12 protein-coding genes are annotated in these 14,372 nt (G+C 28.3%); all 12 read right to left on the bottom strand.

Annotated features, from left to right (window positions below; all coding sequences use genetic code 4):
- Window positions 1-7: 7 nt before the first annotated feature.
- Window positions 8-925 (bottom strand): hypothetical protein, encoded by a 918-nt coding sequence (locus AC0B4K_RS01885; RefSeq protein ID WP_465103580.1) that lies wholly within the window; start codon window positions 923-925, stop codon window positions 8-10.
- Complete coding sequence (locus AC0B4K_RS01880; RefSeq protein WP_465103579.1) at window positions 918-2,972, bottom strand: S8 family serine peptidase; 2,055 nt, start codon at window positions 2,970-2,972, stop codon at window positions 918-920. Before AC0B4K_RS01880 ends, AC0B4K_RS01885 begins: the two co-directional genes overlap by 8 nt.
- Window positions 2,973-3,108: 136 nt before the next feature.
- The gene (locus tag AC0B4K_RS01875; protein ID WP_465103578.1) at window positions 3,109-3,750 is read right to left on the bottom strand and encodes a hypothetical protein; all 642 of its coding nucleotides are present in this window, start codon (window positions 3,748-3,750) and stop codon (window positions 3,109-3,111) included.
- Window positions 3,751-3,927: 177 nt separating this feature from the next.
- Window positions 3,928-4,902 (bottom strand): DHH family phosphoesterase, encoded by a 975-nt coding sequence (locus tag AC0B4K_RS01870; protein ID WP_465103577.1) that lies wholly within the window; start codon window positions 4,900-4,902, stop codon window positions 3,928-3,930.
- Window position 4,903: 1 nt separating this feature from the next.
- Window positions 4,904-5,869 (bottom strand): DHH family phosphoesterase, encoded by a 966-nt coding sequence (locus AC0B4K_RS01865; protein ID WP_465103576.1) that lies wholly within the window; start codon window positions 5,867-5,869, stop codon window positions 4,904-4,906.
- Window positions 5,869-6,840: a DHH family phosphoesterase gene (locus AC0B4K_RS01860; protein WP_465103575.1), complete on the bottom strand. Its 972-nt coding sequence runs from the start codon at window positions 6,838-6,840 to the stop codon at window positions 5,869-5,871. The genes AC0B4K_RS01865 and AC0B4K_RS01860 overlap by 1 nt, the downstream gene beginning before the upstream one ends.
- Window positions 6,840-8,021, bottom strand: a complete 1,182-nt coding sequence (locus AC0B4K_RS01855; RefSeq protein ID WP_465103574.1) for a hypothetical protein — start codon at window positions 8,019-8,021, stop codon at window positions 6,840-6,842. The genes AC0B4K_RS01860 and AC0B4K_RS01855 overlap by 1 nt, the downstream gene beginning before the upstream one ends.
- 73 nt (window positions 8,022-8,094) lie before the next feature.
- A complete protein-coding gene (locus tag AC0B4K_RS01850) occupies window positions 8,095-9,975 on the bottom strand; it encodes a hypothetical protein (protein ID WP_465103573.1) in 1,881 nt (626 codons plus the stop codon).
- Between the two features lie 5 nt (window positions 9,976-9,980).
- Window positions 9,981-10,256 (bottom strand): hypothetical protein, encoded by a 276-nt coding sequence (locus tag AC0B4K_RS01845; protein ID WP_465101439.1) that lies wholly within the window; start codon window positions 10,254-10,256, stop codon window positions 9,981-9,983.
- Between the two features lie 2 nt (window positions 10,257-10,258).
- On the bottom strand, window positions 10,259-11,299 hold the full coding sequence (locus AC0B4K_RS01840) for a carbohydrate ABC transporter permease (RefSeq protein ID WP_465101438.1): 1,041 nt from the start codon (window positions 11,297-11,299) through the stop codon (window positions 10,259-10,261).
- Entirely contained in the window at window positions 11,256-12,293 is a 1,038-nt protein-coding gene (locus AC0B4K_RS01835; protein WP_465103572.1) for a carbohydrate ABC transporter permease, read from the bottom strand. The genes AC0B4K_RS01840 and AC0B4K_RS01835 overlap by 44 nt, the downstream gene beginning before the upstream one ends.
- Window positions 12,274-14,364: an ATP-binding cassette domain-containing protein gene (locus tag AC0B4K_RS01830; RefSeq protein WP_465103571.1), complete on the bottom strand. Its 2,091-nt coding sequence runs from the start codon at window positions 14,362-14,364 to the stop codon at window positions 12,274-12,276. Before AC0B4K_RS01830 ends, AC0B4K_RS01835 begins: the two co-directional genes overlap by 20 nt.
- Window positions 14,365-14,372 lie beyond the last annotated feature (8 nt).

The following is a 14,372-nucleotide window of genomic DNA, read 5'->3' as shown; positions in this document are numbered from 1 at the left end:
ATTATACTTATGGAAATTTTTTTTCAAATTCTTCTTTGAACCATTTCTCAAATCTTTGTTTGTAAGATTCGTATTTTTCACCATATTCTCTAAAAATTTGGTGATACTTTATATTATTACTCTTTTTTATTAAGTAAACTATTCAATATGTTGGCGGGTTTGTATTAACTTCTGCAGAGGTAGGGACCACCATATAGCTAGAACCACTTAATAAAAAATCATAGACAATATTAATAGTAACTTGATTTTCATCATAAGTAGGAATTATCATTTCGTCATAACGATAGTGTGTTGGCCGTCCGGTGTTGTGTATATAAATATTATTTTCTTCCAATACTTGATAAACATCTTGATTGTCTAAATAAAGTTCCTCAAATAATTTTTTAATTTGTGAATCTTGATTAAAATCTTCGTGTGGGTTTAGTTCTTTAAATCTGTTAATTATATATTTATCAAATTGATCTTTATTTGTTATTTTAACTGCACTTGCAATTGGTAGATATTCTAAGACATTTTTATCTCGTAAATAATCAAAACTATTATGGAAAAATGTTAAGTTAAATGGATAAATAGATTGTTTTTGTTTTCGTTCTTCTTTTATTTCACTGCCGTTTGATTTGATCCAATCTTTAGGCGCAAAAATGTCTATTTTTGTGAATTGTTTATATTTAGAATAAACGGCATTATACATATCATAAGCTTGCTCAAAAGCATTTGCCTCTTTAGTTGGGTCTACCTCTAATAATATCTTATTGTCTCTTGCTCTTTCTCATATTCCTTTATCTAAATCAGATATGTTAGGTTTTTTTAGTGGCGGAACAGGATCTGGCTCTGGTTTTGAAGGCTCATGTGGTTTGGTATGTGTACACGAAAAAGCAATAAGTGGAGTTAATAAAGATCCAATCAATAATATTTTTTTATTCATTTTCATTCCTTACTACATGTGTTACAGCCACAATATCATCAACTGAATTATCAAAAGAGTTAGATGAGAATTTTAAAACTCTATATCGATAAGTACCAGTCGCATCTGCTTTATGTTCGATTAATTCATCATTTGTTAAAATAGTCGAAACACGTTTTACAGTTATTCAATCACCATTAGAATTTTTCTGTTCTAAAAATAAATCATAATCAGTAAATCATTTATTAGATTGGCGATTTAACATTTCTTCTTTTTTAAGTCATAACTCATTCTCATGCTGGTTACCTCATTTTCTTGCTTCTGAAACTAAATCCTTTGGCCTATATTTTGGTGTTGTGTTATAAACATCGTTTCACCAATTACGATCATCAATCAATAATGGATTAATTACCCGTTCTTTTAATAAGCCAGCATTAAAAGTTCATGAACTAGATATTTTAATGGTTTGACCTTTGGTTAATTTTATTTCATCACTGGTAAGTATTGTATTATCAGAACTATTTGAGTTAAGTGTCTTAACTTTATAATTGTTTGCAGCTTGTAGCATTGCCTTAAAATCTACCGTTCCAGATCCATATTTTTGTTCATAACCACTTGTTTTATAAGTTAGATTTTGCAGTTTTGGACTCACTGCTGAAGCAGATAATATTGCTTTTACAATTGGAACTCTATTGTTACTATTTCTTATATCTTCTTTATACTTCATTAAATTAGAAATTAAACCTGTGACTATTGGTGCAGCATAACTGGTTCCAGCCGCATATCTATATTCTCCATAAACAGTGGTATAAATTTTTCCGGGTGCAACAACAAGCGGTTTAGAAATATTTTCGAATTCTTTAGATAATCTATAGTTAGAGTATTCAGCAACTTTATTTGATTTTAAACCTGAGTATGACGCAGAATTAGATAAAGCACCAACAACAACCGAATTAAATGATAATTGTGTGCCTGTTATTAAATGATTTTCATCTTTTCCGTCATTACTTGCACCAAATACGTTTATTACACCATATTTTCGTGATATATAATCTAAAAAGTACGAATTTTCAGAATACCCTTTTAAATATTCCGGTGAAATATATTTTTTACCATTTTTATCAGTAAGATATAGACTTAATCCATAACTATGATTAATTACTCTTATTCCCTCATCTTTTACCATTTTCTCAATTATCCTCATTCACTCACTGTCAAGCTGTGTAAAAGTATGTAAATATATTTTTGATGATTTATCAATTCCATATTGTCCGCCTGCAATTAAGGAAACATTAGTTGAGTGAGCTTTTCATGCTTCTGTTTCGGGAATATCCAAATTATTTATTTCAATACCATTTTTAAAATAATGTTTAAATTTTTCATCAAACTTATGTGCCCAAACTTCAAGAATACCAATTTTATTGACATATGGATTATCTAAATAATCTTTAGCATTAACAATTGAAGAATTATGTGAAAAACTACTCTTGAAAAGGTAATGGTTTAAGTCTATTTTAGCACCAGGGTAATGGCTACTTATTGGTAATGCACCAGCTCCGGAATCAGAATCGGATAAATTACCTATTTGATGTGGAAATTGTAAGATTTTTTTATTTTCAAAAATTATTAATTTAAAAATTTCATTTCAATCTTTAATTTCTGCAACAAAGTTTTGTCTATCTCTTTCGTTTTCAAAATAAAACCAAACAATAGGCATCGTCGATAGCTTTTCAAATGATTTATAAATTAAATTTTTCTTATTAATTTTATTTATAAAATCCTTATTAAACTTGATTATAAATTCCTCGTTTTGAATTTTTATACCTGGATTTAACAATAATTTAAGTTCAAAATTATTGTTGATTGGAACAGAAACTTCTTCGTTATTAATATTTATAACTTTTGCAGAATTTTGTGCTCTGACCTCGAATTTATCACTTGCGTAGAAATCATATCAATTTATTAGTTGTTTATTATGAACGGTCGATGTAGTAACTAAAAATGCTGTTCCACTAAATCCTACACCTATCGTAGAAAAAGTTATTAATTTTTTAATTTTTTTTCTCATAAAATATCCTCCATTAAATTATTTATAAAATAAAAAAATAAATATTTATAATAGTTTTCTATTTTTGTACACTTATATAAAATAAATTTATTTCTTGTTTATTACATGAATAAAGTATATCATATTATTATTATTATTATTCTGTAATATCTTTTCCATTAATTTGCATTATCACATTTTTGTTTTTTGGTAAACTAAAAACACTTCAAATTCTACATCCAGGTACTACATCTGCTTCTGGTTTGATCATTTTGTTAATTAATATATTTAGTTTTATTGAATCACTATCCACAAATTTAATATTATAAAATGTATCAAATGCACTATATGAATTATCATCACTAATATAAATATCATTGTTTTCTAAAAACTCATAAACATCTTGATCATTTATGTAATTTTTTTCAAATTGAGCTTTTATTTCGGTATCGCTTATGTTGACACCTTCACGACTATTTAAATGTTGGAACCTCTTAATAATAATTTGGTTAAAATCTTCTTTATTTTGAATTTTAACTCAATTATACATTTTTTTACTTGTGTCAACACTTTCAAAAAACCCAGCATTAAGTGTATAATAGTTATCATTTTTAATCTTGATTAAATTTTTACTTACTGTAGGGGGTATAAAAGCTTTTATTTTCACAATATCTTTTTGTTTAAAATTATTCCCATTTGCTGGGTTAGAAGATTGAGGAGGTGTACATGAAAATGTTATAAATGGTAAAGATAAAGGTAATGAACATACAAATAATTTTTTAATTTTATTTGGCATCATATATTTCTCCTTTAATCATGTTATAAATTTTATTATTATGTTAATGTATTTGATCTATATATAAATTATATATGATTATTTATTATTTATAATGGTTCATTAATTTGATTTTTTTAAAGGAAAAAGTTAACATTAAAATGTTAACTTTTTGTTTATTCAACTTCTTATAATTTTTATTTAAGAATTTTTTGCTAAATAGTTTTTAACTTCTAAAACACAGTCATCAATAACTTGTTCAACCAAGTCAAACGATTTAATAATTGCCCCTGAGGCTCTTTCGTGTCCTCCGCCACCTCATTTAACAGCAACATTACGAACAATTGGACCATTGGACCTAAATTCAACTCTAATTTTACCATCTTCTTCTTCTAAAAATTGCACTCAAATTGGGAACCCTTTAATATTGGCTATTGTATTAACCCGCATTGACTCATTTGATGTTTTTCCATATTTCTTTGTTTCTACAAGTGAGTTTTGGATATAGGCCACACCATCACGCGTTTTTAAAGTTGATAAAAGCCACGAGTTGAATTTTAAATCTTCTAATGAACTTAGCGATAGGTTTTTATGGACAAAATCTGCTTCTAAACCAGATTCATATAATTTAGAGGCAAGCCTTAAAGTACGAGCTGACACACTGCTAAATAAAAAGCGCCCTGAATCAGTATTAATTCCTAAGTATAAATAGTTTGCAGCTTTAGGAGTAATTTTCCATCCATTAACTACTGCAATTTCAGTAATCATTTCATCAGCTGCACAATATGAACTATCTACTCATCTAGTGGTAGTATCACCTAAATCATCATCATTTGGATGATGGTCAATTCTAATCACCTTAGCAAATAAATTTTTATCTAAAACTTCTCTTTTTTCAATCCTTTCCTTGAAATTAGCATCAACAATGACTCCTAATGATTGTTTTAAAACTTCATCACTAGGAATTTCATCCATTTTAAAATCTAAAAAACTAAACGAGTTTTTACTATCACCAATTGCATAAACTTTTTTATCAGGAAAATTGGTTTTAATTAATTCTTTAAGTCCAAATTGAGAGCCTAAACAATCGCCATCAGGGCGAATATGATGAAAGATCACAATACTATTATATTTATATAATTCTTTAGTAACTAATTCTAAATTACCTATTTTCATATTATTTACCTTCCCATTTTATAATAGCTTCATTAAGTAATTTTAATACTTCAGGAACTTGATCAAAACTACTTAATGTAATACCAGCTGCATTATCATGACCACCACCATTAAAATGAGAAGCCACCTCATTAACTAGTGGTCCATTAGATCTTAAACGACCTCTAATTTGTCCATTTTCCATTTGGATAAATAAAGCTCAACATGAATTATCTTCAATGTTTGCTAATTCATTGACATATAATGCTGCTTTTAATGAATCAATTTGATATTTATCTAAAAAATCTTGTCTCATTTCGTAATACAATACACGTCCCTCTTGCTTAAAGTTAGAAAGCATTTCACCGGAAATTTTAATATCTAATAAATTGCGTTTGTATAAGTTATGTAAAATTTCATTTGGATGAAAACCATTTTCCATTAAAAAAGCAACTAGTTGATAAGTTCGAGCACTTGTATCTGGGTATAAAAAGCGTCCTGAATCAGTGTTAATTCCTAGATAAATATGCCCTGAAGCTTTTTGGGTTACTTTTCATTTTGCATCATATGCAATTTGTGCAATCATTTCAGCAGCAGCAACAAAATGTTCATCAACATAGTTATATTCATAATCAATATCAGCTTCATTGGGATGGTGGTCAATTCTTAAACGTGCTGTGGTTCTTTTTTGATATAAAAGTTCTGCATGTTCGATACGATCTCCACTTGAAGCATCAACAACAATTGCTAAAGAATTGTTAAAATCAAGAGAATCAAGTAGGTCATAGTGATAATTCATAAAATCAAAATTATGTTTATTGTCACCTATTGTGTAAACTTTTTTATTTGGGTAATTTGTTTTAATTAATTCAGCAAGTCCCGCTTGTGAACCTAAACAATCGCCATCAGGGCGAATATGGTGAAAAATAATTATATTATCATATTTTTCAATTGCATCAATGGCAACTTTTGTATTTCCTATTTTCATTATTTGGTTTCTCCTTCTCAATCTTGTATTACTTGGTTTAATGTGTTAATAACATTAGTGATTTGACTGGTATTTTGTAATATGAAGCCTCCGCGGTCAACATGACCTCCGCCTCCATAAGATTTAGCTACCGGAATCATTGATGGTCCGTTTGATCGAATTCTTGCTCTTATAGTTCCATCTTCTTGTAAAATAAATAAAGCTCAACAATTATTATCTTCAATATTTGATAAAACATTTACAAATTGTGAGGCTTGATATGGAGTTAGTGAGTATTGTTCTAGAAATTGATTATCAGCATAAAAATATAGAACTCGCCCAATTTTTCTAAAATTAGATAAAATATGCCCTGCAATTTTTATTTCTGCCAAACTACGTTTATATAAATTACTTAAAATTTTAGTGGGATGAAATCCATTTTCCATTAAAAATGCTACTAATTGATAAGTCCTTTTGCTCGTATCTGGATTTAAAAATCTGATTGAATCTGTGTTAATTCCTAGATAAATATATTCAGAAGTTTTTTGGGTAACTTTTCATTTTGCATCATATGCAATTTGTGCAATCATTTCAGCTGCTGCCACAAAATGTTCATCAACATAGTTATATTCATAATCAATATCAGCTTCATTGGGGTGGTGGTCAATTCTTAAACGTGCAGTGGTTCTTTTTTGATATAAAAGTTCAGCATGTTCGATACGATCTCCACTTGAAGAATCAACAACAATTGCTAAAGAATTATTAAAATCAATTTTATTAAAATTATCAAATTCAAAATTCATAAATGAAAGGTTATTTTTATTATCACCTACCTTATAAACTTTTTTGTCTAGATAATTTGTTTTAATTAATTCCGCAAGCCCTGCTTGCGAACCTAAACAGTCACCGTCGGGATTAATATGGTGAAAAATAATTATATTATCATATTTTTCAATTGCATCTATTACAAGTTGTGTGTTTCCTAATTTCACTATTGTTCCTTACTACTTTTTATATATTCATTAATTTGCGTTTTATATATCTCTAAATTGTCTTTAACATTCACTATATCATTAAGTGTTTGATACATTTTTTGATAATTTGCTTCTTTTGTGTTTTGTTCAGAAGTTAAATTATTAAATTCTACTTCTTTTAAAAGATTTTTAAATGAGCCTTTAAAAGTTGTTTGATTATATGAATTATGGTTAAGATTATACTTAGTTAATTGATCCATTCAAGTAATTATTACTGGAATTTGGTTTTCTAATCTTTTGATTAAGGTTTCATAAATTTCACTTTTTAAAATTGGATTAATCGTTAATGTTTCAAAATAACTTCTTTTAACTAGGTTGATTAAATTTAAATATTTATTATATTCATTATTAAAATAAACATCTCATTCATTAAGTGTATTAATTAAATTGTCAAAATCTTTTAAAACAGTGTTATATTCATTAGAATTAACATTTGTTAAAGATTTCAAACGTTGTTTTGCTAATTTTTCATAATCGCTAACAAACTTTTCGATTTGCCTAAGTTCTTTAGTCGGCTCTTCTAATCCAAAGCTATGATACGAAGAATAAATCTTTTGTGTAGTTTCAAAATATTTATAAACCTCTGAACTACCTAATTTATCAACTGCTAAAGGCACAGTTTCTAAATAATCACTAATTATTTTAGACTTTGCATATTTTAATCATCAGTTTAAAATACCATGTTGTTTCACTAATTCTTTAAAGGACGAAAATTCCGCCTCACTTAAGCCATGCATAATATAGTATAAATCTAATAATTGTTCAGATTTTATGCCTTTATTTAGATCATTAATCTCATTTTCAGGAATTTTATCCAAAGTTTCTTGAATTTGATTATAAAATGTGCGGTTTGCTTTTATTTGAGCATTTAAGTTATTTCATTGTGCTTCACTAAAATAATATGCATGTGATCTTTGAGTTTCTAAAAATCCATTTAAAGAACTTACTTTATATTTTAAAATGGGTAAATAATATTGATATCTCGGATTATTTTGGCTTTCAACTTTTTTAAGATAGTCATTCAATTCATTGATGGTTGATTCAGCTCGAGACTGGGAGGTGCAGGCAATTGTTAAAGAAAAAGGGCTAAATAATAATAAACAACTAAATAATAATGTAAACCTACGTTTTATTTTCATACCTTTTAATTTTACTATATTTTTACTAACTTGTCTAAAAACATAACTATTTTTAATAGTTATGTTTTATTTTTTAAGGTTTAATATGTGCATTATTAACAAAGTGTTCGTCAATAATGTATCCGGTAGCATTGTCACGTATGTATGAATTTACATCTAATAGTGTGTTACGATCTTTTTGTTGATCCATTAATAGTGAAAAAATATCTAAGATATATCATTTGCCACGATCTTCAAATTCAATTCAGTAACTAGCATTATTTTTTGAAATACTTGCAGGGTCGCTAGTTTTATATCCTTTTATTGCTTGAACTTTATAAACACCATTTAAGAATAATAAATTACTAAATAATTCGGCTAATCCAAAATGTGAGGTTGCTGAATTTTTTATACCTGTATTTAATCTTGACATTACTAATTCAATATCGTTAGCGAAAGGTTTTTTAAGTTCTTCAATTTGTGTTTTTAAGGTTTCATCGTTTGGATTTGCTTTAAGATCACTTAATAAACTTGCTAAATTGACTCTAAAGTTTTCAGCTTCTGTTACTTGTGGCTTTAAACGATTTATATCTCTTTGTTCCCTACGAATATCGTTGCGCCATTGGTTATTTTGTGCTGTATCACTAGATTTTTCAATTTGAGCTTCTAATGATTTAATATTTTCTTCTTTAAGATCTATTTCAATTTTAAGATTATGTTCTTTTTCTGCTAAAAAGATTTTATCAAGGTTATCATTAACAAATTCTGTTGGATTAAGCAAGAATTGTGAAGCATCAGTATCGTCTAAAGGTTCTGCAAAGATTTTATATGCATCATCTTCTTTGCCCGTTGATGGATTAAGCCCTTTTGCTAAATGAATTGGACCAAACCCAGAACCCATTCCTTGGCTTGAACTTTCAATTAAATCGGCTTTAACAGCATAAGAACTTGAAACATTTCAAAATTCATCTCAAATAGTTTTAACGACTTTTATTGCTTCTGTTTTCTTAGCTTGTTTACCATGAACATTGTTAACTTTTTCCCATACTTTTTGGAATATAGGAGTAGAAAGTCCGTTGTTAATAATTGCTGGAGAAAATTCAACAATATAGTTTAATGAAACATTATCATAACGTAACATATTCGGCGCTGGATTAAAACTAGATTTGGAGCTAGCATTTTGTTCATGTTTAAACCAGTAGTAATATACTGCTCATGGTGTATCACTCACATAATTTTCTAAAACCTTTTCAACATCTTGATATGTAATGACTTGATCAAAATCGCCAAGTGGAATATTATAAAGTGTGGCTGATAAAATTGATGATAAACTACTTTTAATAGCTTGCTCATTTTTTGTTGCTGGTGTTTCAACTCCGCCAGCATGATCAACTTTAAGTATCTCACTTAAAGAACGAGTTCCATTATTAACATTATAATATTCATTAATTAAATTAGTTAATGCTTCAAATCTTTCGTCAAAGCTGTTTAAAACTAATTTATTTTGATTAAGTAAAATTTGAATATCTTTAGTATTTTCTTCAGTTTTATCAGAATTATTTGCTAAGTAAGTTTTGTAATTTTGTTCTGTTTGGGTAATTATGGCTTTTAATTGATCATATTTAGTTACGTTTTTAGCAGCGGTTTTGCCATTTAGAATAATTAAATTATTAACTTTAGTTTGTAAATGATTATTATTAACTTCTCACCTTGTTTGTTTAAATCTTAAATTAATACTTGAAAAATTATAGGTTAAGTAATTAGCTTTATAAAGGCTTTCTTCAAATTTGGCTAAGGTTTTATTGTTTGGATCTGCAACGCGAGTTTTATCTAAGAATCCATTATCCCTAGCAAAAGTTTTGGCAAAAATAACGGTATTATCATCGTCATATAAACAAGATACGGCAGTCAACGGAATTAATGAACTTAATAAGGTGCTAGAAAAAATAAATTTAAATTTCTTATTGAATTTCATGATAATTAACTAAACATTTCAACATATTTTCAAGACTTAATCCCAGCATATGAAATTACAAGTCCCATTAGGAAAATAATGCATGCAAATGCCAAACCTCCTATAGTGTATGAACGAGCAAAATTATATGTATCGATAATTTTTTGATCAAGGGTTACTGTTTCATGTAATTCAAGCACATTGCTTAAACTTGCTAAAAAGATTGCTAATGCAATGATTGCAATAAATGCTAAAACTGTAACTATTGACCATGTAATAACTTTTCTTTTGTATCCTTGCATATTTATCCTTTAATTGTAGAACCTTGTCTACTAATTGCATTCATAATTCTTTTTCTAAATAATAAGTAAACTACAAACATTGGTAAGATAACAATAATAGCTGCTGCCATTCTAATATTAAGCTGTACGTTAGCTCCGGAAGAAGAATCTCTTTCATCTAAACCAGCTTTAAATAATCAAATTGAGATCAATTGTCAATCTTTATTATCACTATTAACAATAGAAGGTCATAAATATGAGTTTCATGAAGCTAAAGAAGTTAAAATAACAATGGTTAAAGTTGTTGGCACAACCATTGGAAAAGCAACTTTAAATAAGTATTTCAATCCTCCAGCTCCATCAACTAATGAAACTTCTTTAATACGTGCAGGTATTGCTTCAAAAGCATTTTTGTACATAACAGTATTAAAAATACTTGCAGAAAATGGTAATACCATTGCTAATAAAATTGTAAATAATGATGAACGAAGGTTTGTTTGAACTACAACTGTATATTGTCCTGATAATAAGGCTACTTCAGGTAAAACTAGAAGAGCTAAAGCAAAGAACCAAATCATACCTTTAAAACGTCAATTTCTTAATGAAAAGGCATACCCCATTAAGAATGTTGTAAAGATTTTAAAGAATACTGATAGTAAAACATTGACAGAAGTAACCATTAATGATTGCCAATATCCCGAACTAATTGCACGATCATAAGTATTTTGCACAACTTCTGATCAAGGCCTGATTTCAAAACCTCCGCTTGCATTTGGATCAGATTGAATGAAGTAAGTTCTTCCTAAAGTAAAGTCTGATGCAAATTTAAAAGTGCTTTTTAACCCTTCAGCTTCATCATCAGCCATTAAGGAAATATTAATCATAAAGATAAATGGGAAGATAATTACTAACCCAAAGAAAGATAGTAACAACAGTTTTAATAAAACACTGATTGCAACATTAACTAGATTTTTTTCAAGTACTTGAGAAGAAACAATTTCTTGATTTTTTCTAAGCTTTTTAGCTATTAATAGTTTTTGTAGCTTTAACTTTAACTCAAACATTTCTTTCTCCTAAATTATTTAAGGTTAATTGCACCATAAAGAAACCACCACGAATTACAGATGAATAACTGACTCCAATTATGAATAGTGAAATAGCTGAAGCACCTGCAAGAGCAAAATTACCATTTTTTGTTACTAAGTATACATATAGCATTAAGGTACCACCACCATATGCAAAGGCATTTTCTGGTTTATTACTAAATAATGCTAATGGGAATACTTTTAACCCACCAATAATTCCTAAGGTAATTAGGAAATTAATTGTTCCTTTAATAGACGGCAAGGTGATTTTGAAAAATTGTTTTACTTCACCACAGCCATCTATTGATGCTGATTTATAAAGGTTTTTATCAACACCTAGCATCGCGGTTGTGAAAATTAAGATATTAAATGCTAGTCCACTTCAAATACCATTAATAAACATCGCTAATAAAGCATTAAAGGTAAATTGATCAGCTGTTTCTAGCCATGGGGTTTTTGAACCTAAAACCAGGTTTAAAAGACCATTAGAACTAAAAAGTTGGATAAATGCAGTTGAAACAGCTACGGCATTAGTTATATATGGCAAGAAAAAGACGGTTTGCCAAAATCCTTTAGCTCATTTACGATGTAATTTAGCAATAACACTAGAAATTGTTAGTGATATTGCCATTACAAAAGGTAAAACAGCTAGTCCATAAATAAATGAGTTTCTAACCCCTACTGCAAAACGTGGATCTGTGAAGGTGTTAACATAGTTTCTCAAAGTAAGTTCACCATCAGAATTAAATAATGATACTTTAAGGTTTAAAATAAGCGGAACAACGGTGAACATCATAATTAATGCAAAACCAGGTAATAAGAATAATAATGGCAGTCACAACGGTGTTCTACGGTCTAAAATAGAATGTGATAATGCGGCTTTTTTTCTCGCTTGAGCCTTTAAGGACCAATTAAGTAAAAAAGGTAAATTTCTTGAAATAAATAAATGTAGTTTATTGTTGAGAGTATTCATATGCAACTCTTTCTTCAGAAGCAGCATCAAAGATATGTAATTTATTCATTGGTAAATCAAAGTAAATCACATCACCAATTGCATAATTTTCTGAGTTATCTAATAAGAAATTAATGCGGCCAACATCTTTAATATTAACGACAAGTTTACTTTCTTTTCCAAAGTTTTCTTGCACAACAACTTCGCCTTTAAACATATAATCCTCGTGAGCTTTTTTAATAATATAGTCTTCGCTACGTACACCAACATTTAAAGATACGTTGCTTTTATCTGGTAAACTAATTCCTGCAAATTCTTTACCAGCAACAAATAACTTGCCGTCCTTAAGTTCAGAAGGTAAAAGCCCCATTTCAGGCATTCCTAAGAAACGTGCCACAAACTGGTTTTTAGGTTTATTGTAAAGTTCAAGTGGTGAACCTAATTGTTGTACTTTTGCAGTTGACATACATACAATAATATCTGAAATTGACATTGCTTCTTCTTGGTCATGGGTAACAAATACAGTAGTAATACCTAGAGATTGTTGAATTTCTCTAATTCATTGACGAGTCGAAATACGAAGTTTTGCATCTAAGTTTGATAAAGGCTCATCCATTAGTAAAATTTCTGGTTTTTTAACAATTGCCCGAGCAATTGATACACGTTGTTGTTGCCCTCCAGATAACCTGGTTGGTTTCTTTTGTAAGATTTTAACAATTTCAACTCGGTTAGCAACTTCCATAACTTCATTGTGAATTGCTTTTTTAAGTGGAATATCATTTTTAGCAAGTTGTTTTAAAGTTTGTTTTTCTTCATCATTTAAAATTGATGGCCCTTCTCCTTTACGATCTTTTGCTAATTTATTTTTAAGATCATATTTAGTTTCAAATGCTGCAACTAATTCATAAAAATGTTTTTTAGCAACTACTGGTAAGTTTAAGGCATCTTTTTTAAGTTCTAAATATTGTGCATTAGTTTTTAAAGTTTGTTTAAATTCATTTTTAGCTTTTAAATATGCTTCTTGTTTTTGTTTTTTGACAATTGCATATTCGTCAACAATTTCTTTTTGTTTTTGAATAAATTTATAGCGAGTTAAAAGTTTTAAAACTTTTTCTTCTAATTTAACAACTTCTTTACGATCTTTTAAGGTTAATTCGTCTAAATTCACACTCATTAATTCAGCTGAAAAATTATTTAATTTATTCGTATGATCTAAAATTTGCTCATAAGGTAAAGTTTGATATTTAACGTACTCAGGAGCAACATTTTTTAAAATTTGGGCTTCTTTTAGATTTGGTTGCAATAAATTATTACTAAAATCTGAATTATATTTTTCAGTGATACGTTCTAATTTTTCTTTTGAATCTCTACGTAATTTATCGTTAGTTTTTAAAACGTTTTTAGTTAAAAGTGAAATTTTTGAAGTTTCGTGTACACTAGCTAATTTATATTCAGTGTGTGCTTTTTCATAATCTTCAACTAAATAAGCATATTCTTTATTTAATTTATATGGTAAATCTTCAGAAATTAATTCTCATTTATTAAAAGCATCGCGTAATTGTTGTATTTCTGTTTCAGAAGCACCAAGCTTTTCTAAATATAAGATTCTAATTTCGTTGCGTGCTTTTTCCCGTTTTAAAAAGGTTTTGAACTGCCAGTTAAAGTCGTTTTTAAGTGGAAAGGCAATATTGGCATAAACACTTAAATGTGGATATAGGGCATAGTTTTGGAACACAAACCCTATTTTTCTTTTTTGTGGTGTAAAGTCAGTAACATCTTTCCCTTTAAAAAGGATTTTTCCAGATGTAACTGTTAGTAAACCAGCAATTGCATTTAAAGTTGTTGTTTTTCCTGATCCAGAAGGCCCTAGCAGTGTAACTAATTTACCTTCTGGAATTTGAAAACTAACATTATCAACTGCTAAAGTTTCACCAAAGTCGATATTTAAATTTTTTAATTCAATAGCAGGAACTTCTTCGGTGCTTTTAGAATTAAATTCATTAAAATATTTATCAATTTTAGTTAATGATTCTTCATCTACTTTAACAGCAGTTTCTTTAAATTTATTTAATAATTTTTTAAAGATTATCATTTCTAATC

It is taken from the genome of Mycoplasma sp. 11548, assembly GCF_055523555.1.
This window is presented reverse-complemented; position numbering and strand designations above follow the sequence as displayed.